Origin of the sequence: Sphingobacterium tabacisoli, assembly GCF_017908035.1 — a bacterium.
GTDB lineage: Bacteria > Bacteroidota > Bacteroidia > Sphingobacteriales > Sphingobacteriaceae > Sphingobacterium > Sphingobacterium tabacisoli.
Window position 1 is genome coordinate 142,075 of sequence record NZ_JAEQMU010000009.1, and the last position, 17,076, is coordinate 159,150.

Below are 17,076 nucleotides of genomic sequence, written 5' to 3' on the forward strand. Positions count from 1 at the left end.
TAGGAATAATAAATAGAGTGGATTAGATGCAAAAGATTTTTTTTTTTCTGTTGTCTATAGGTTTTACTGTTTCTTCTTTTGCACAGGATTTGGATTTTGTTCGGATTGAAGAAGGAACATATACCGTGGGGGAAGACGGGGCTATCCTGAATCCAAGAAGAACTGTTTTTATCAAGAAGTTTAATATCGCTACAACAGAGTTGACTAATGCCGCTTTTCTGCTATTCGTAGAAGCTACAGGGTATAGGACCACTGCTGAAAGATACTGTAATGCGCAGGTTTTTGAGCCGGGGCTGGAAGAGTTTAGGTGGATACAGGATAGTACGGCGTACTGGCGTTTTCCAAATGGGGTATCCCGAGGTGGGATAGTGAATAAGATGGATCATCCTGTCACATGTATTTCTTATCGGGATGTTATTGCATACTGTAAATGGGCAGGTGTACGACTGCCAACCTTTGAAGAATGGGAAGTTGCAGCAAAAGCGGGTTCCACGGGAAAATACTTTGAGGGGGCTTCTGAAGAAAAAATAGAAGAGTATGCAAATATCTGGCATAAAGACGATCATCTTAAGCCCGATTTTTCGGATGGTTATATGTATACAGCACCTGTAAAAAGCTTTAAGGCTAACCCATGGGGGCTATATGATGTATTAGGAAATGTCTTCGAGTTTTGCGAAGGACGGCTCCCGCAGGATAAAGGGCGTAAAGTAGCTCATGCCCGAGGTGGATCTTGGTGGTGTAATAGGACGAGTTGTGCCGCGTTCAATACTGTTTTTATAGGTTCTGTAGCGCCAATGGCTTCTTTTAGTAATCTCGGATTCCGTGTGGTACGGGATTAGATTATTTACTAACTTAGCAGTATGACAAAGAAGAAACCTACTATACTCGTTGTGAATGATGATGGTATAACAGCCCCAGGAATAAAGGTCTTGTTGGAGGAAATGAAAAAGTTGGGACGGGTGATCGTTGTAGCTCCAGATGGGCCTCAATCGGGAATGGGACATGCAATAACTATTGGAAAACCATTGAGACTGGATAAAATAGAGCTATATGAGGGTGTCGAGATGTATAAGTGTTCTGGTACACCTGTGGATTGTGTCAAACTGGCGGTAAACCGGATTTTTAAAGGAGAGAAGCCCGATTTATGCGTATCGGGAATAAATCATGGGCTGAACTATTCAATCAATGTATTATACTCTGGCACGATGTCAGCCGCTGTAGAAGGAGCTATTGAAGCGATTCCATCAATTGGTTTTTCATTAGATGATTTTTCACATAGTGCTGACTTTTCACATTGTAGACCTTATATCTCGGCCATAGCGGAGCAAGTGTTGGCAAACGGACTACCTAAAGGCACGCTCTTAAATGTTAATTTTCCGCATATAGATAAGGAGATAAAAGGAATTAAAATATGTAGGCAGGCTAATGGTCATTGGATAGAAGAGTTTGAGCATCGATTGGACCCTTATAACAGGGAATATTTTTGGTTGACAGGACAGTTTGAGTGGAGTGATAGAGGAGAAGATACAGACGTATTTGCGTTAAAAAACGGTTACGTTTCTATAGTGCCTACGCAATATGATATGACTGCACATCATACGATTCAAGAATTAAATTCTTGGGCATTTAATTTCAAAAGCTAAATGAAAGATTCTTTTTGGGCTGGAGGAGCAATAGGTGCCCTCGCTCCTATTTTAGCCTACGTACTATCTAACTATACCAGCATACAAACAAGCTACTTTTCAGATAAACCTATTGCACTGTATGTGGTTGCAGCTTTTATTAACCTGATTGTTGTGCGGTTTACCTATCGGGCAGGAAAAGAGTCGTTGGCTAAAGGGATTGTTTTTGTAACTTTTATAGCGATGCTGGTTTTGGTGATTACTGTCAAAATAAAGGTATAACACTATTTTAAAATAATGAAATTAAGTTTAGGTTTTTCTCCATGTCCTAATGACACCTATATATTTGATGCTTTGATACATCAAAAGATTGATACATACGGGCTGGAGTTTGAGGTCGAATATCATGATGTTGAGACGCTGAACCAAAAGGCTTTCAAGAAAGAATTAGCTATTACAAAGCTGAGTTATCATGCCTTTGCTTATGCTGTCGAGGATTATGAGTTGTTGGATGCAGGTAGTGCTCTAGGGTTTGGTGTAGGCCCCTTGCTTATTACCAAGAATAAGGCGTTAGCTGAAGAACTAATGGAGTATGTAGGTCAGGACCTGCCTGATAAGTTTAGGAATCTGGCTATAGCTATACCAGGTAAATATACAACTGCAAACTTTTTGTTGGGCTTGGCTTTTCCCCAATTGCAAAATAAGCAAGAATTGGTTTTTTCTGATATTGAAGAAGCGGTAATGGACGGTAGGGTCGATTTGGGATTGATTATTCACGAAAACAGGTTTACTTATCAGGAGAAGGGGTTACATAAGGTGGTGGATCTTGGCGACTACTGGGAGAAAACAACTAATAGTCCTATCCCCTTGGGCGGTATTGTGATTCGTCGGGATTTGCCACTAGACATTAAAGAGAAGATTAACCGTTTGGTACGCCATAGTGTGGAATTTGCATTTGCCAATCCCAAGTCTGGAATTGAATATATACGCAGTCACGCTCAAGAGATGGAGGAAACTGTGATGTATAAGCACATAGAACTGTATGTGAATTCCTATTCAATTGATTTGGGAGGTATTGGTAGAGCGGCTATAGCTACTATGTTTGAACGTGCTGAGGCTCTTGAATTGATCCCCGAGATGAAAAAAAACATCTTTTTAATAGAAAGAGACAAGGGATTTGGCTAGATATAAAAAAAATACATTGTAAGAGTGAAAGTTATCGTTTCGAATAAGTAAATTTGCCCGGTTAGTGCCAAAATGTCCTATGTTTTGTCTTTGGATTCAATTTTGTGCATGTGGACAGAGATAAAAAAAAATTATGTTAAAATTCTTAAGTAAACTATTTGGTAGCAAGTCAGAACGTGATATTAAGGCTATCCAACCTTATGTAAATAAGGTTAAAGATGAATATAGCAAGTTAACCAATTTATCACATGACGAGCTTCGTGCCAAAACAATCGAATTTAAAGCACGCATTCAGGACTATTTAAAGGAAATCGATGCAGAGATTGCCGATTTAAAAAGCAAGTCTGAAAATACAGAAACAGACATGGCTGCCAAAACGGAAGTTTACGAGAAAATCGATAAATTGAACAAAGACCGAGACAAGAAGCTTGAAGAAATATTGTTAGAAATATTACCAGAAGCTTTTGCGGTTGTAAAAGATACGGCTCGACGCCTTACCGAAAATTCGGTACTGGAAGTTACGGCTTCAGATTTTGATCGGGAATTGGCCGCTCGTAAAGCAAATGTCACTATTCAAGGAGATAAAGCTTTATGGAGCAATTCTTGGATAGCAGCCGGAAATGAGGTGAAATGGAATATGGTACACTATGATGTACAATTGATTGGTGGTATAGTTCTACACCAAGGTAAAATCGCAGAAATGTCGACTGGTGAGGGTAAAACTTTAGTAGGAACATTGCCGACTTATTTGAATGCACTATCTGGTCAAGGTGTACATATTGTAACTGTCAATGATTATCTTGCTAAGCGTGACTCGGAGTGGAATGGTCCTCTTTTCGAGTTCCACGGATTGAGTGTAGATTGTATTGACAAGCACCAGCCAAACTCTCCACAACGTCGCGATGCCTATAAATGTGACATCGTATACGGTACTAACAATGAGTTTGGTTTTGATTATTTGCGTGACAATATGACGCAAACACCAGACGCTATGGTGCAACGTAAATTGCATTTTGCAATGATTGATGAGGTCGACTCGGTATTAATCGATGATGCCCGGACCCCATTGATTATCTCTGGACCAATCCCTATGGGAGATCAGCATGAGTTCTATCAGTTGAAGCCACGGATAGAACGCTTGGTAAATGCACAGAAAGCCTATATCAATACGGTATTTAATGAAGCTAAAAAAGCTATTGCAGCAGGAGATGTAGATCCTGAAGCGGGAGGCTTAGCTTTGTTTCGCTCATTTAGAGGTTTACCTAAGAATAAAGCATTAATCAAGTTCTTGAGTGAAGGAAATCATCGTCAGATTTTGCAGAAAGTAGAAAATTACTACATGCAGGAGCAAAATCGGCACATGCCTAAAGCCGATAAAGAGCTATTCTTTGTTATCGATGAGAAAAATAACCAGGTAGAACTTACTGAAAAAGGTATTGAGCTAATTACGGCTTCTGGAGAGGATCCAAGTTTCTTTATCCTGCCAGATGTGGGATCTGAAATTGCTGATATCGAAAAATCAACAGCTACATTGGAAGAAAAAGCTGCGCGTAAAGAAGAACTATTGCGTGACTATTCTATAAAGGCAGAACGTATTCACTCTATAAACCAGTTATTAAAAGCATATACCTTGTTCGAACGCGATGATCAATATATCGTAGATGAGGGTAAAGTTAAGATTGTAGACGAGCAGACAGGACGTATTATGGATGGTCGTCGTTATTCTGATGGTCTGCACCAAGCAATCGAAGCTAAAGAAAATGTAAAGGTAGAAGATGCAACACAAACTTATGCGACAGTAACGCTGCAAAACTACTTCCGTATGTACCATAAGTTATCGGGTATGACGGGTACAGCTTCTACAGAGGCTGGTGAGCTTTGGGAGATCTATAAGTTGGACGTAGTCGAGATACCAACGAATAAAGGTATACAGCGGGATGATAGACAGGATTTTATCTATCGTACAGCACGTGAGAAATATAATGCGGTCGCTCAAGAAATACAAAACCTAACAGAACAAGGACGCCCAGTGTTGGTCGGTACTACTTCTGTAGAGATTTCGGAATTATTGAGCCGTATGTTGAAGTTGAGAGGAATTAAGCATAATGTCTTGAATGCTAAGTTGCACCAGAGGGAAGCAGAAATTGTTGCCGAAGCTGGACATCCAGGGCAGGTAACAATAGCGACCAATATGGCAGGCCGTGGTACGGATATTAAGCTTACGGAAGAGGTTATTAATGCTGGTGGTTTGGCTATCGTTGGTACAGAACGACATGAATCCCGTCGTGTAGATAGACAGTTGAGAGGTCGTGCTGGACGTCAAGGAGATCCAGGGTCGTCCCAGTTTTTCGTTTCATTAGAAGACCCATTGATGCGTTTGTTCGCTTCGGAGCGTATTTCAAACATCATGGTGAAGATGGGCGTTGAAGATGGTGAGGTGATGCAGCACAGCATGTTGACCAAATCTATTGAACGGGCACAACGAAAGGTGGAAGAAAACAACTTCGGTATTCGTAAGCGTTTGTTGGAGTATGATGATGTTATGAACTCACAGCGTACGGTAATCTATACTAAGCGTAAAAATGCATTGTTTGGAGAGCGTTTGGATGTAGATTTGAATAATGCAATTTATGATGTTGTCGAAGATGTGGTAACCGAATCGAAGGAAGGTGGTTCTTATGAGGAATTCCAAATCGAGATGATTCGTTTGTTTGCGATAGATCCAACAGTAACAAGTCAAGAATTTACGGCTAGTAGTATCGCTACGTTAACAGATAAGTTGTTTGATCAGGTGATTACACACTATGAAAGTAAAGCAAAACATCTAGCAGAACAAACATTGCCGGTATTGACCAATGTGATGGCAGAACGAGGCGATATGATTGAAAATATCGTTGTTCCTTTTACTGATGGCATTCGTGGCATACAAGTTGCGACAAATCTTAAGAAAGCGATCGAGACTCAAGGTGCTGAAGTGTTCCGTTCTTTTGAAAAAGGAATAGTTTTGGCCTTGATTGATGAGGCTTGGAAGGAGCATCTTAGGGAGATGGACGACTTAAAACAGTCTGTGCAAAATGCTGTTTATGAGCAAAAAGATCCAATTATCATTTATAAAATGGAGGCTTTTAACTTGTTCAAGAGCATGTTGGCAAGTATGAATAAAGAGATTGTGAGTTTCCTATTCAAAGGTGAAATCCCTGGACAGCAACCACAACAGGTACAAGAAGCAAAACCAGTTGTACAGCCAAAGGTCGTAGCAACGAAGGAGGAACTAAGTTCGCCGACAGGGGTATCTGAAGAAGATGTAGATACTAGAACTGCTCAGGTAACCCAGCCAATAAAGAAAGAGCAAACTGTTGGCAGAAATGACGAATGTCCTTGTGGATCAGGATTGAAATACAAGAACTGTCACGGTAAAAACGCTTAAAAAATAATATAATGTTGAGAAAAGGATTGATTTTAGGTTTTGTTCTAGGAGTAATGGTCTTGTCGACCAAAGCACAGCAAACAGGTGTAGTTGAAGTATCTCGAGATACCTTGATTGCAATTTTGCAAAACTTCAGAGCAGAGCATGAAATCAATCCCACAGCAACACGGACGGTTAGTCTTGGTCCTAAGGTGGTAGATAAGAGTAAAGCAAGCCGGGTGAAGAGAAAGGGGTTCCGAGTGCAGATATACTCTGGTTCCAACCGGAATGATGCCTATGCTGCCCAAAGCCGTTTTAGAAGCCAATACACAGATATGGATAGTTATATAAACTACGAAGAACCAAATTATAGGGTTAAAGTGGGGGATTTTACTAGCCGAACTGAAGCAAATAATTTTATGCGTGTATTGCGTTCACAATACAGTTCAGTCTTCGTATTCCAAGAAGACATTTGGGTTTGGGAATAGTAATATGTACACAATGGCCGATCTTAAGAAGGATATACAGGCATTGGCAAAAGCCTTTTTTTCAGAAACAGTCGATATTCGTCGGCATTTACACCGTAATCCAGAACTTTCATTTGAAGAATTTGAGACATCCGCTTTTGTAAAGCAACAATTGGATGTGCTAGGGATCCGTTATGAGTCCATGGCAAATACGGGGATCGTCGCCCTTGTTAAGGGAGATTTGGAGTCGGATAAGATTATTGCATTACGTGCAGATATGGATGCGCTTCCTATTACTGAAGTAGAGGGACGTGAATATGGCTCCGAACGAATAGGCGTCATGCATGCTTGTGGACATGATGTGCACACTTCTTCCCTACTTGGAGTAGCAAAAATCTTGCAACATTTAAGACCCGTTTTTGGAGGTACTGTAAAACTTATTTTTCAACCTGGAGAAGAAAAGCTACCAGGAGGAGCATCCCTAATGATTAAAGAAGGGGTTCTAGAAGATCCTAAGCCAGAGGCTATTTTAGGACAACATGTCATGCCTTTTATTGAGGTTGGAAAGGTTGGGTTTCGAGCTGGGCAATATATGGCGTCGACAGATGAACTCTATATGACGATCAAAGGCAAAGGAGGACATGGGGCACACCCGCATCAAAATATAGATCCTATTGCTATCACCGCACAAATTATAACGGCTTTGCAACAAGTCGTAAGTCGATATGCTGACCCTCGTATTCCTACTGTGGTATCTTGGGGAAAGATTATAGGCAGTGGAGCTACGAACATTATCCCAGATGAGGTGATCGTAGAAGGAACGTTTAGAACTTACGATGAGAAGTGGCGAGGTGAGGCGCATAAAAGAATGATCCAGATTGCCGAAGGAATTGCCGAGGCAATGGGCGCTCATTGTGAGTTTGAGGTTCGTAAAGGATATCCTTTTTTGACCAACGAGCCCGCTTTGACAAATCAATCGCGATCTTTTGCAGAGGAATACCTTGGAAAGGAAAATGTTGTAGAGTTAGAGCTTTGGCCCGCTGGAGAAGATTTCGCTTATTATTCGCAAGAAATACCAGCATGTTTTTACAGACTAGGTACAGGGAATACTAGTAAAGGAATAACTTCCGCAGTCCATACATCTACCTTCGATATTGATGAGGATGCTTTAGAGCTAAGTATAGGCTTAATGGCTTATATAACTATTCAACAGCTCAAAGCATAAAAGCGATAATCCGAGATAAATGTCGTCACATCATATTGTCAGAGAGAACCAAGAGCCCGCACTATTAGTACAAGACTTTAGGGCATTAGAAAAGGGGCTGTTAGATCAGTTGTTAGAATGGTCCCCTACCATAATTACAAATACCTATAGCCTGGATTTTTTTCTTTCGGAGGGAATAAAAGTAGATATTGTTTTTTCGGCTATGTCTATTCCTTATCTACAAGAAGAAACTAGGCTGTTTTCGCTTGAGGGCTCATTTTTCGATACAGCAATATCTTTTTTAATCTCCAAATCCTATCCCGCAGTGAATATCTTGTGCTCAGAGATGGATGATACGATAATAAAATATGCTGAGGATATTAATATGGTTGTTTTTTGCGAAAACAGAAGATATGTTTTTGTGAAAACACATTATGAAAAGTGGAAACCGAAAGGTGAAAAAATATTTGTTGATCCAAGGGTTTTAAAATCTCAGGAAGGATTGCGTCCTACTGGAGGGCAATCCTTTGAGACGGAAACGGATGGTTTCTTTCGTTTGATATTTAATACTGAAATATTCGTTTGTATAGGTGAAGAGGTTTAGTCCTTTAACTTTTCTACGCGGCGAGGAGTTTGGCTTCCGTTAATAATTCCAGAAGCACCAATAGCAATAGCTTCTATACTCGATTTGATATTATCAATATTTAGCGTGCTGACTTCATCTCTTACGGTATGATAGAATTTGTCTTTGTCAATCTGTGATGTAGAGAAAGTGTGTGCTGGGACACCGAGTGCTGCCAATACCGCATTGTCACTTCTGTAAAATAGATTTTGCTGTAGGTAGGGATCTGGGTAGAACCGAAAGTTTGAACCGCTTAGATTATGCTGCATTAGCTGGCCTAAGTCGGATCGGTCATATCCTGTTATATACAATGAATTAGGACCAAATTTGGCATCTTTACCGATCATTTCTATGTTTATCATGGCGATAACACTGTCTGCATTAATATTGTTTGAAAAGTATTTTGATCCGAACATTCCTATTTCTTCTGCTGTAAATGCAACAAAGATTAATGTGCGATCATTATTATTTTGTTCTTTATAATATTTAGCAAGACTGATAATGGCGGTAGTGCCCGAAGCATCATCATCTGCGCCGTTGGCAATAGAATCTTGTCCTTCGGCATCGATAATACCAATATGGTCGTAGTGTGCTGAAAAAATAACATACTCCCCCGGTTTAGACTTGCCAGGGAGGATTGCAGCAACGTTTGACATAGACACCGTTTTTATATTATTTTCGCTGATAATCTCATACTTGTCAGATGCTTTTTTGCTAACTATAAATACTTTCGTGGGAGTGTGGCTTGTTTTGGTGACAAGATCTTCTCGCGAATATATTTTATTGTAGCGAGCTATAAAGGCAGAGAAGCTAGGGTCGACAAGTATAATTGCATCTTCATCAGACTGTACATGATTTCTAAAACTCTGGGCAAAATCTTCTCCTTTCTTTATACTGTATATGGGTATCTGAGAGGATGTTGACCAATGGATTTTTGGAGCATGTCCCAAAATCAGAAAATTATTTGGTTCTTGAACTTTTCCATCCCAGGTTACAGAGCTATTACGTTTTGATATCTGTTGCATCTCAAACCGTTGTCTATAATCGTTTTCCGTGTAGGATGTGAGGCCAACGGCTTTAAATTCGTTTGCTATAAAATCAGCCGCTCGCTCCGCGTCTTCTGTTAAAGCGTGTCGACCTCTCATATCATCGGATGCCAGTACGTTTAAAATTCTTTCTATGTCGCTGCGATCTACAATATTGTGCGAAGAGTTTTGGCAAAAAGCAGTGCTCGTAAACACGAATAGTAAAGGGATGAAGAAGAGCTTTTTCATTATTTTGATTTTGTTCAATATAGCGTACAATTTAATAAATAGGATTGATATAATTTTTTTTATGATGGATTCGTGAATCCCATGCATTTTATCTAAGTTTGATTCTAATAAAAGTAAAAGAGGAAGTGGCTGTTTTGCAGAACTTTTAAGTAGTGAGCGAGAAAGCGAGGTGTTACTTTTAATCAATCAACAAGGTAATAAAAAGTTAAAATTTACACATATGAAAGAGGTTACAGTTCAGGAGTTAAAATCAATGATAGATCAAAACGAAGAGTTTCAATTGATTGATGTTCGTGAGACATTTGAATATGAAGTGTCTAATTTGAATGGTATTAATATTCCTTTAGGTGGTATTTTGATAGAATCCGATAAACTATCCAAGGATATACCAGTAATCATACAGTGTCGTTCTGGAAAGCGTAGCGCACAAGCAGTGATGTTATTGGAACAACAGGGATTCTCGAATTTGGCAAACCTTAAAGGAGGTATATTAGCGTGGAAAGAGGAAATTAATCCGGAAATGGACGTGTATTAGATTTTGCTTTAATTCTAGTTTCTTTAAAGAAGGTAATTAATAGGTGTTTTAGGACACCTTTTTTTGTGCGAAATGCATTTTGTCTCTAGGAATGTATTTTTTTATATAAAATAAAGCTATTGAAATACAGTGCGTTCGCTCTAATTTTTTTAATTTTATAGTATCTGAATGTGTAACTAATTACGGATACTATGTCAACAAGTAATACTTATAGCTTTTTTAGTGGAGTAGAACGTAGCTTTGATAAAGCGGCAAAATTCACACGGTTCTCAAAAGGAATTCTAGAACAGATTAAAGCTTGCAATTCTATTTTGCAGGTTAAATTTCCGGTCCGCATAGGAGATCAAGTCGAGGTTATAGAAGCGTATCGGGTACAGCACTCGCATCACAAATTACCCTGTAAAGGAGGCATCCGTTTTAGCATGGAGGTTAATCAGGATGAGGTAATGGCTTTGGCGGCACTGATGACTTATAAATGTGCGATTGTCAATGTTCCGTTTGGAGGTGGTAAAGGTGGTATAAAAATAGACTCTTCTAAATATACTGTTGGAGACCTCGAGCGGATTACTAGGCGGTATACATCGGAATTATGTAAAAAGAACTTTATTGGTCCAGGGATCGATGTTCCTGCTCCCGATTATGGAACTGGAGGAAGGGAGATGAGTTGGATTGTAGATACGTATTCTTCCCTGAATCCGAATGATGTCAACGCAATGGCTTGTGTGACAGGAAAACCTATTTCTCAAGGAGGTGTTCGTGGTCGTGTAGAAGCGACGGGCTTGGGGGTATTCTTCGGGATACGGGAAGCCTGTTCCATAAAAGAAGATATGGATAAAATAGGATTATCTATTGGAATAAAGGGAAAGAGAATAATTGTGCAGGGGCTTGGAAATGTGGGGTATCATGCTGCTAAATTTTGTCAAAATGCAGGAGCCATCATTGTCGGATTGATTGAATATAATGGAGCTATATATAAAGATACGGGTATTGATGTAGATGAGGCACAAGCATATCGGTCACAGACAGGATCACTATTAAATTTTCCTGGAGCGGTAAATATACCGGATGTAGCTGAGGGGCTGGAACAAGAATGTGATATCTTGATACCTGCAGCCCTAGAAGCGGTCATTCATGGGGGAAATGCAGATAGAATCAAAGCCAAAATAATCGGTGAAGCAGCAAATGGACCGTTGACTCCAGAAGCAGATGTTATACTCAATAGTAAAGGGGTGTTAGTCATTCCGGACATGTATCTCAATGCGGGAGGAGTAACTGTTTCTTATTTCGAATGGCTGAAGAATTTGAGCCATGTTCGGTATGGACGTTTGGAAAAAAGATTCAGCGAAAATCGGTATGCTGAAATCATGAATTCGGTTGAAGAGCTCACAAATAAAAAAATGTCGGAAGTGGAACGTAAAATGATTCTGAGAGGACCTGATGAGATTGATTTAGTCCATTCGGGTCTGGAAGATACGATGATGGGATCTTATCAAGAAATCAGGGATGTCTGGAAGAATACTGATGGAGTCGAAGATTTGAGAACTGCAGCATTTATATGTGCTATTAATAAAATTGGCGTGGCCTATGAGGAACTAGGAATCTTTCCGTAGATAATAGTATTTTTTTGTAATTTCGGAGGATGAAAAATTTATATCACCAGACTAAACAGGCATTCTATTTTAGTCTGGTTTTTTATGTATTGGCAATTGGTACAGTCCTATTAAAGATCCCGTTTGCGGTGGTACTGGTGAGTATATCGCTGCTTATATCTATGATTTGGGTACTATTGGTACTTCGAGAGATAATGTTGTCAATAAATATTGGTACGTCCGAGCGTGTACTGTTAGCCCTATTTGTGATTTTGACGAATATTCTAGGAGGGATTGTGTATTTTGCGTTTATTAGGGAAAGGGTAATTGGTAAAGAAAACAAGAAACGATGAAGAAACATTTTATACTAAACTTATTACTGAATTTAGGTATAATCTTTTTGATAATGAGTGGTGTAGCTGCTTATCAAAGTGGGAATATGCTGATTCTGGGAGCAGCCATAGCTATTTCCGTAGTGCTGATCTATTTGAAGATTGTTCTTTTGAAGCATGTCAAGAGCGATTTGGTCAAAAAGCAACAAGAAAAGAACAGTATGGTTACTAAAAAGAAAAAGGGATAATGTTAATTATCCCTTTTTTATGAGCGTATATCTGCTAGTCTACTCGCCAATTACTTTACAAAAGGAGGCTTTTTGATTACAGCTTTTACTTTTTGGTTTCTTATGTTGATGTAAATCTCCGTACCTTCTTTAGCAAAAGCATTGTTGACATAACCTAATCCAACTGATTTTTTCAATGTAGGGGATTGCGTGCCTGAAGTAACTCGGCCGATAATATTTCCATCTGCATCTACAATCTCATAATCATGGCGGGGAATTCCGCGATCAATCATCTCAAAACCAACAAGCTTTTTTTGAATTCCAGCCTCTTTTTCGGATTTTAAGTTTTCTGAGTTTACAAAATCTTTTGTGAATTTGGTAACCCATCCCAATCCTGCTTCTAAAGGTGATGTATTGTCGTCGATATCATTTCCGTACAAGCAAAAGCCCATTTCTAAACGTAAGGTATCACGAGCACCAAGGCCAATCGGTTTAATTCCATAAGGAGCTCCAGCCGTAAAAATTGCATCCCAAACAGTTTTCACATCCTCGTTGGCAACATATATTTCAAACCCTCCTGCTCCTGTATACCCCGTTGCAGAGACGATTACATTGTCGACTCCTGCAAATTTTCCTTTTTGGAATGTGTAGTATTCCATGGATGCAAGTTCGATATCTGTAAGCGACTGTAGGGCCTCAGCGGCTTTTGGTCCTTGGATAGCAAGTAAGGCCGTTTTGTCAGATATGTCTTTCATATCGATATCAAATGTATTGAACTTGCTTATCCAGTTCCAGTCTTTTTCGATATTTGAAGCATTGACAACTAGAAGATAAGTCTCGTCATCCAATTTATACGTTAGAAAGTCGTCAACGATTCCTCCATTTTCGTTTGGAAGATAAGCGTACTGCACTTTGCCATCATATAGTTTTGATGCGTCATTGGAAGATACTTTTTGAATCAAATCGAGAGCTTTTTCACCTTTTAAGATAAACTCTCCCATGTGGCTTACGTCAAAGACGCCCACTCCATTACGTACTGTTTCGTGCTCATCGTTTATGCCAGTGTATTGTACAGGCATGTTGAAGCCTGCAAAAGGAACCATCTTTGCACCTAGTGATATATGCAAATCTGTCAAAGCTGTGTTTTTCATTCTTTAGCTATATAAAAATGTTTTATTACAAAAATACTTATAAAGTTGATATTGTGACCTTATATTTTGCAATATTGATAAATTCTGACAGGTATGTCCGACTGCTCAAGAATTATGAGCAGAGACGCTGTGGTCCAGCTGCGCCGGTAGCTGGAGGTATGAAGATTAAACGATATTGCACATGTTAATATGTAGCAAGTCTAATGCTTTTTTAAAGTTGAGATGAATATCCGCCTTTATATCGACTTTATCTCCAGTATGCGGGTGATGAAAAGAGAGGCTACTTGCATGTAGGAGCATTGTATCTATTTCGAATTTCTCTTTCCATAACTTATTCTGTTTATTACAGCCATGAGGTCTGTCTCCTATAATCGGATGGAATATGTGTGCAAAGTGTCTACGCAATTGATGCATGCGTCCAGTTTCGGGATTGGCCTCTACTAGAGAGTACCTCGAGGTATCGAACTTGCCAAGAGGAATTGAAATCTCCGCTTGTGCTAAACGACGAAAATGTGTTATAGCATTTTGTGAAGTACCGTTTTCTTTTAATAAGGGATAATCAATACAGCCCTGATCGGGGCAGAAACCTCTTAAGACAGCTAAATACCGCTTATCCATTTTGTTTTCAGCAAATAGCGGTTGAGTGAGACGGTCTGTCTCTTTGTCCAGTGTAAAGAGTAGCACCCCTCCTGTCTTACGGTCCAATCGGTGGGCGGGATAAACAGGTCTGCCAATTTGATCACGTAACATCTGTAATGCAAACTCGGAGGCATCATTTGCTATGGAAGACCGATGGACAAGTAAACCGTGTGGTTTGTTGATCGCGATTAAGAACTCGTCTTGATATAAGATTTCTAGCATTACAGATCTTTTAATATTGTAATGATTTCATCTGCTTTTTCATCAATTTTAGGACTAATCCAAATGGATTTAAATGCCCCCACTCCTATCGGAGTTTCTGTATCCTGCCATCTTAACTTTATAATGGAGAAGAGGTAGTAGTTTTTGATGATAATACTTCGATCAATAAAATCCTGAACGATTTTATCGCCAAATAACGTCATACCTAAAAGCACAGCATCTTTGTCCTTATAATGTAGTTGTTTTTCAAGTAGATCTTTTGCTTTGATCGTGAGTGCTTTTTCAAACTGTTCACGGGGAGGATTGGTCAGAATACTTGCGAAAATTAAAGCAAGCATTAGTAGTGCGAATATTCTAGTTTTGGACATGGAGCAAAATTAAAATTAATTTAAACAAAGTCACAGGGATTGTACTTATAACTTGGGAAGTATCAAGAATACTCTTAGAATATGGTACCTAGGAGGCGAATAAACCACCCAGATAGTAACCACATGAAATAGAATAACGCGATACATACAACAAGTAATATAATCAATATGCTGATCAATAGTTTTTTTGCGCTACCCTGGTGTTTTTCTTCAAAGTAGTGCTCGCGTAGAAGGATTATATTCTTCTGGTTTGCTTTATGAAAAAAGTCAAATACTTGCCCAAAGAAAGGAATTGCACCAAAGAAAGCATCGTAAATCACGTTGAGTAGCATCTTTACAGCCACTTTGGAACCAGCACCATTGCGAAGCATTATTAGAACTAATAAAATAGAGGTGCCAAAGGAGATGATTTGGCCAGCATAAGGTATTAAATTTAATAAGGGATCCAGGCCAAACCTGAATCCCCCGATATTAAATTTATTGTCTAAGAGATAGGAAACGCGCTCGACCCAAATGAAGTCTTTTTTACGCTTGCCTGTCCTGTCGTCTTGTTTAGTGAGCATGGTCACTTTATTTTATTTCAAATACACCGTCAATGTAACAGGTCAATTTTATAGGACGGATATCAATGTTCAGGTCATTTGATTCCGCGCCTCCAGACGTGTCCATGCGGGACGCTTTTGCGTACATCATTTGAGGTACAGGAGCGAAGTCATTAAAGTTGATGCTGCTATTGTCATTAATAATCAATACTCGGCCTACAGACTGACCATCGGCAGCCGCTAGAATTTCTGCATTTTGTCGAGCATCTTTTACCGCAATTGTTTTTAATTCCTTTTCAATCTCTCTTTTTTGAGAATGGTCATAACCATTTATAGATGTGCTTTGTAAGCCCTGTGGGTCAACTTTGTCCAACATGGTACTGAGGCCATTTAAGTTGGTTACTTTAATGCGGTATTGACGGGATTGCAACAACTCGTTGTTCTTTTTCTTGTTTTCGTAGTTGTAACTGTAAATGTTTTGAATTGTAATGTCTTCCTTCTTTACTCCCGCCGCGATAGCTCCATCAAATAGTTGTTTTTCTATAAGTTCGATAGCTACTTTTTTCTTGGTGTTGCCATCCATATAGAATTCTTTCAGGCTGACGGAGAGATAAATGATGTCCGGAGTAACCTCTTTTTCTGCATATCCTTTGGTTGCTACTTTGCGACTGCTTTCGATGTTCATTGTTTGCGCGTTTACCATAGCTAGAGAGCTAATTAAAAAGAAAAGTGTTATTATTTGTTTCATATTATTGTTTTCTAAAATGTTTTATAATTCGATAGACAAAGAAAATGTGATAATGTTTAATATAGTTTTAAAATAAATGATAAGTTTTTGTTTTTTATCCATTATCTTTAGGAAAATTAACAATTTAATATAATGCAAGAAGGTAAAGTAAAATTCTTTAATGAGACCAAAGGTTTCGGTTTCATTATCCCTGCATCAGGCGAGAGCGAAATTTTTGTTCACGTTTCGGGATTAGTTGACAAAGTTCGTGAAGGTGATGACGTCACTTACGAAGTAGAGCAAGGTCGTAAAGGTCTTAATGCAGTAAATGTAAAAGTTATCTAGTAGATTCTAATATATATTTATTGTGAAAAAGCCCGGAATCCAAAAGATTCCGGGCTTTTTTATGTTCACCAGATAGGGCTTATTGATTGTCGTTTTTAAACGGGTTGTTTTGCCCAGAGAAAGGGTTGTTTATTTCACGTTGTCCAGCGAAAGGATCCTCATTCTCCCCTCCTTTGGGATCTTCTCCATATTGGTTTTGCCCACGGTCTCCCTCTTGAATAAGAAGGTATAAAACATAAAACGCACCTATACATGTTAATACCCAAAGATAATTCCAGCCAGATTTGCCGGAGTCATGTAAACGTCTTACTGTTACTGCAAGGCCCGGGATGAAAACGGCTAAAGAGTAGATTCCTCCAATGACACCGGTTCCACCACCATAGGCTGCCATTTCATTTCCTCCCATTTTTAATCCGAAGACACTGTCAATGAGGCTTAAGACAAGGCTGATACCAACGTTTATCAAAAAAAACATCCAATACTCTTTTCGTCGAGCACGACCGTTGAAGTTTGCGTAATTGTCTCTTACGACTTTTAAATACCATTCCATAGTTGTAGTTGTTAAAGTTATATTATTGTAGTGTAGTTATGTAACAAAGTAATTGATAAATCAAAAATA

20 protein-coding genes are annotated in these 17,076 nt (G+C 39.1%); 13 read left to right on the forward strand and 7 right to left on the reverse strand.

Features of this window, described 5'->3' with window-relative positions; all coding sequences use genetic code 11:
* The first annotated feature begins 26 nt into the window (after window positions 1-26).
* The 8 genes from JKG64_RS22175 to JKG64_RS22210 all read left to right on the forward strand — a co-directional run bounded on the left by JKG64_RS22175 (window position 27) and on the right by JKG64_RS22210 (window position 8,488).
* On the forward strand, window positions 27-839 hold the full coding sequence (locus JKG64_RS22175) for a formylglycine-generating enzyme family protein (RefSeq protein ID WP_210356448.1): 813 nt from the start codon (window positions 27-29) through the stop codon (window positions 837-839).
* Between the two features lie 21 nt (window positions 840-860).
* On the forward strand, window positions 861-1,643 hold the full coding sequence (gene surE, locus JKG64_RS22180; RefSeq protein WP_210356449.1) for a 5'/3'-nucleotidase SurE: 783 nt from the start codon (window positions 861-863) through the stop codon (window positions 1,641-1,643).
* The gene (locus JKG64_RS22185; protein WP_202105109.1) at window positions 1,644-1,904 is read left to right on the forward strand and encodes a hypothetical protein; all 261 of its coding nucleotides are present in this window, start codon (window positions 1,644-1,646) and stop codon (window positions 1,902-1,904) included.
* 15 nt (window positions 1,905-1,919) lie between these two features.
* Complete coding sequence (locus JKG64_RS22190; protein WP_210356450.1) at window positions 1,920-2,807, forward strand: 1,4-dihydroxy-6-naphthoate synthase; 888 nt, start codon at window positions 1,920-1,922, stop codon at window positions 2,805-2,807.
* Window positions 2,808-2,940: 133 nt separating this feature from the next.
* Window positions 2,941-6,234 carry a preprotein translocase subunit SecA gene (gene secA / locus JKG64_RS22195; RefSeq protein WP_210356451.1) on the forward strand — a complete coding sequence of 1,098 codons (3,294 nt, stop codon included), beginning with the start codon at window positions 2,941-2,943 and terminating at the stop codon, window positions 6,232-6,234.
* Window positions 6,235-6,245: 11 nt separating this feature from the next.
* A complete protein-coding gene (locus tag JKG64_RS22200) occupies window positions 6,246-6,701 on the forward strand; it encodes an SPOR domain-containing protein (RefSeq protein ID WP_210356452.1) in 456 nt (151 codons plus the stop codon).
* A 13-nt stretch (window positions 6,702-6,714) separates the two neighbouring features.
* Window positions 6,715-7,905, forward strand: a complete 1,191-nt coding sequence (locus tag JKG64_RS22205; RefSeq protein ID WP_210356453.1) for a M20 metallopeptidase family protein — start codon at window positions 6,715-6,717, stop codon at window positions 7,903-7,905.
* 19 nt (window positions 7,906-7,924) lie between these two features.
* Window positions 7,925-8,488, forward strand: a complete 564-nt coding sequence (locus JKG64_RS22210) for a thiamine diphosphokinase (RefSeq protein ID WP_210356454.1) — start codon at window positions 7,925-7,927, stop codon at window positions 8,486-8,488.
* On the opposite strand, the gene JKG64_RS22215 is transcribed toward JKG64_RS22210, so the two are convergent.
* Window positions 8,485-9,780, reverse strand: coding sequence for a M20/M25/M40 family metallo-hydrolase (locus JKG64_RS22215; protein ID WP_210356455.1), 1,296 nt, complete (start codon window positions 9,778-9,780; stop codon window positions 8,485-8,487). The two genes, JKG64_RS22210 and JKG64_RS22215, sit on opposite strands and share 4 nt — an antisense overlap.
* A gap of 220 nt (window positions 9,781-10,000) precedes the next feature.
* Here JKG64_RS22215 and JKG64_RS22220 point away from each other — a divergent pair, with 220 nt between their 5' ends.
* The 4 genes from JKG64_RS22220 (at window position 10,001) to JKG64_RS22235 (ending at window position 12,484) form a co-directional block, all read left to right on the forward strand.
* A complete protein-coding gene (locus JKG64_RS22220) occupies window positions 10,001-10,315 on the forward strand; it encodes a rhodanese-like domain-containing protein (protein WP_210356456.1) in 315 nt (104 codons plus the stop codon).
* A gap of 191 nt (window positions 10,316-10,506) precedes the next feature.
* A complete protein-coding gene (locus JKG64_RS22225) occupies window positions 10,507-11,925 on the forward strand; it encodes a Glu/Leu/Phe/Val family dehydrogenase (protein ID WP_210356457.1) in 1,419 nt (472 codons plus the stop codon).
* A 29-nt stretch (window positions 11,926-11,954) separates the two neighbouring features.
* The gene (locus JKG64_RS22230; RefSeq protein WP_210356458.1) at window positions 11,955-12,257 is read left to right on the forward strand and encodes a hypothetical protein; all 303 of its coding nucleotides are present in this window, start codon (window positions 11,955-11,957) and stop codon (window positions 12,255-12,257) included.
* A complete protein-coding gene (locus JKG64_RS22235) occupies window positions 12,254-12,484 on the forward strand; it encodes a DUF6358 family protein (RefSeq protein WP_021069564.1) in 231 nt (76 codons plus the stop codon). The genes JKG64_RS22230 and JKG64_RS22235 overlap by 4 nt, the downstream gene beginning before the upstream one ends.
* A 50-nt stretch (window positions 12,485-12,534) precedes the next feature.
* On the opposite strand, the gene gcvT is transcribed toward JKG64_RS22235, so the two are convergent.
* The 5 genes from gcvT to JKG64_RS22260 form a co-directional block, all read right to left on the reverse strand.
* Window positions 12,535-13,614, reverse strand: coding sequence for a glycine cleavage system aminomethyltransferase GcvT (gene gcvT / locus JKG64_RS22240; protein ID WP_210356459.1), 1,080 nt, complete (start codon window positions 13,612-13,614; stop codon window positions 12,535-12,537).
* Window positions 13,615-13,779: 165 nt separating this feature from the next.
* The gene (locus JKG64_RS22245) at window positions 13,780-14,475 is read right to left on the reverse strand and encodes a pseudouridine synthase (RefSeq protein ID WP_210356460.1); all 696 of its coding nucleotides are present in this window, start codon (window positions 14,473-14,475) and stop codon (window positions 13,780-13,782) included.
* Window positions 14,475-14,843, reverse strand: coding sequence for a hypothetical protein (locus JKG64_RS22250; RefSeq protein WP_210356461.1), 369 nt, complete (start codon window positions 14,841-14,843; stop codon window positions 14,475-14,477). The genes JKG64_RS22245 and JKG64_RS22250 overlap by 1 nt, the downstream gene beginning before the upstream one ends.
* A 74-nt stretch (window positions 14,844-14,917) precedes the next feature.
* Window positions 14,918-15,406, reverse strand: a complete 489-nt coding sequence (locus JKG64_RS22255) for a DUF4112 domain-containing protein (protein ID WP_210356462.1) — start codon at window positions 15,404-15,406, stop codon at window positions 14,918-14,920.
* Window positions 15,407-15,413: 7 nt separating this feature from the next.
* Window positions 15,414-16,133 (reverse strand): SIMPL domain-containing protein, encoded by a 720-nt coding sequence (locus JKG64_RS22260; protein WP_210356463.1) that lies wholly within the window; start codon window positions 16,131-16,133, stop codon window positions 15,414-15,416.
* Between the two features lie 132 nt (window positions 16,134-16,265).
* On the opposite strand from JKG64_RS22260, the gene JKG64_RS22265 reads away from it, so the two are divergent.
* A complete protein-coding gene (locus JKG64_RS22265; protein ID WP_133586755.1) occupies window positions 16,266-16,457 on the forward strand; it encodes a cold-shock protein in 192 nt (63 codons plus the stop codon).
* A gap of 79 nt (window positions 16,458-16,536) precedes the next feature.
* Here JKG64_RS22265 and JKG64_RS22270 read toward each other — a convergent pair whose 3' ends face one another.
* A complete protein-coding gene (locus tag JKG64_RS22270) occupies window positions 16,537-17,007 on the reverse strand; it encodes a DUF805 domain-containing protein (RefSeq protein WP_210356464.1) in 471 nt (156 codons plus the stop codon).
* Window positions 17,008-17,076 lie beyond the last annotated feature (69 nt).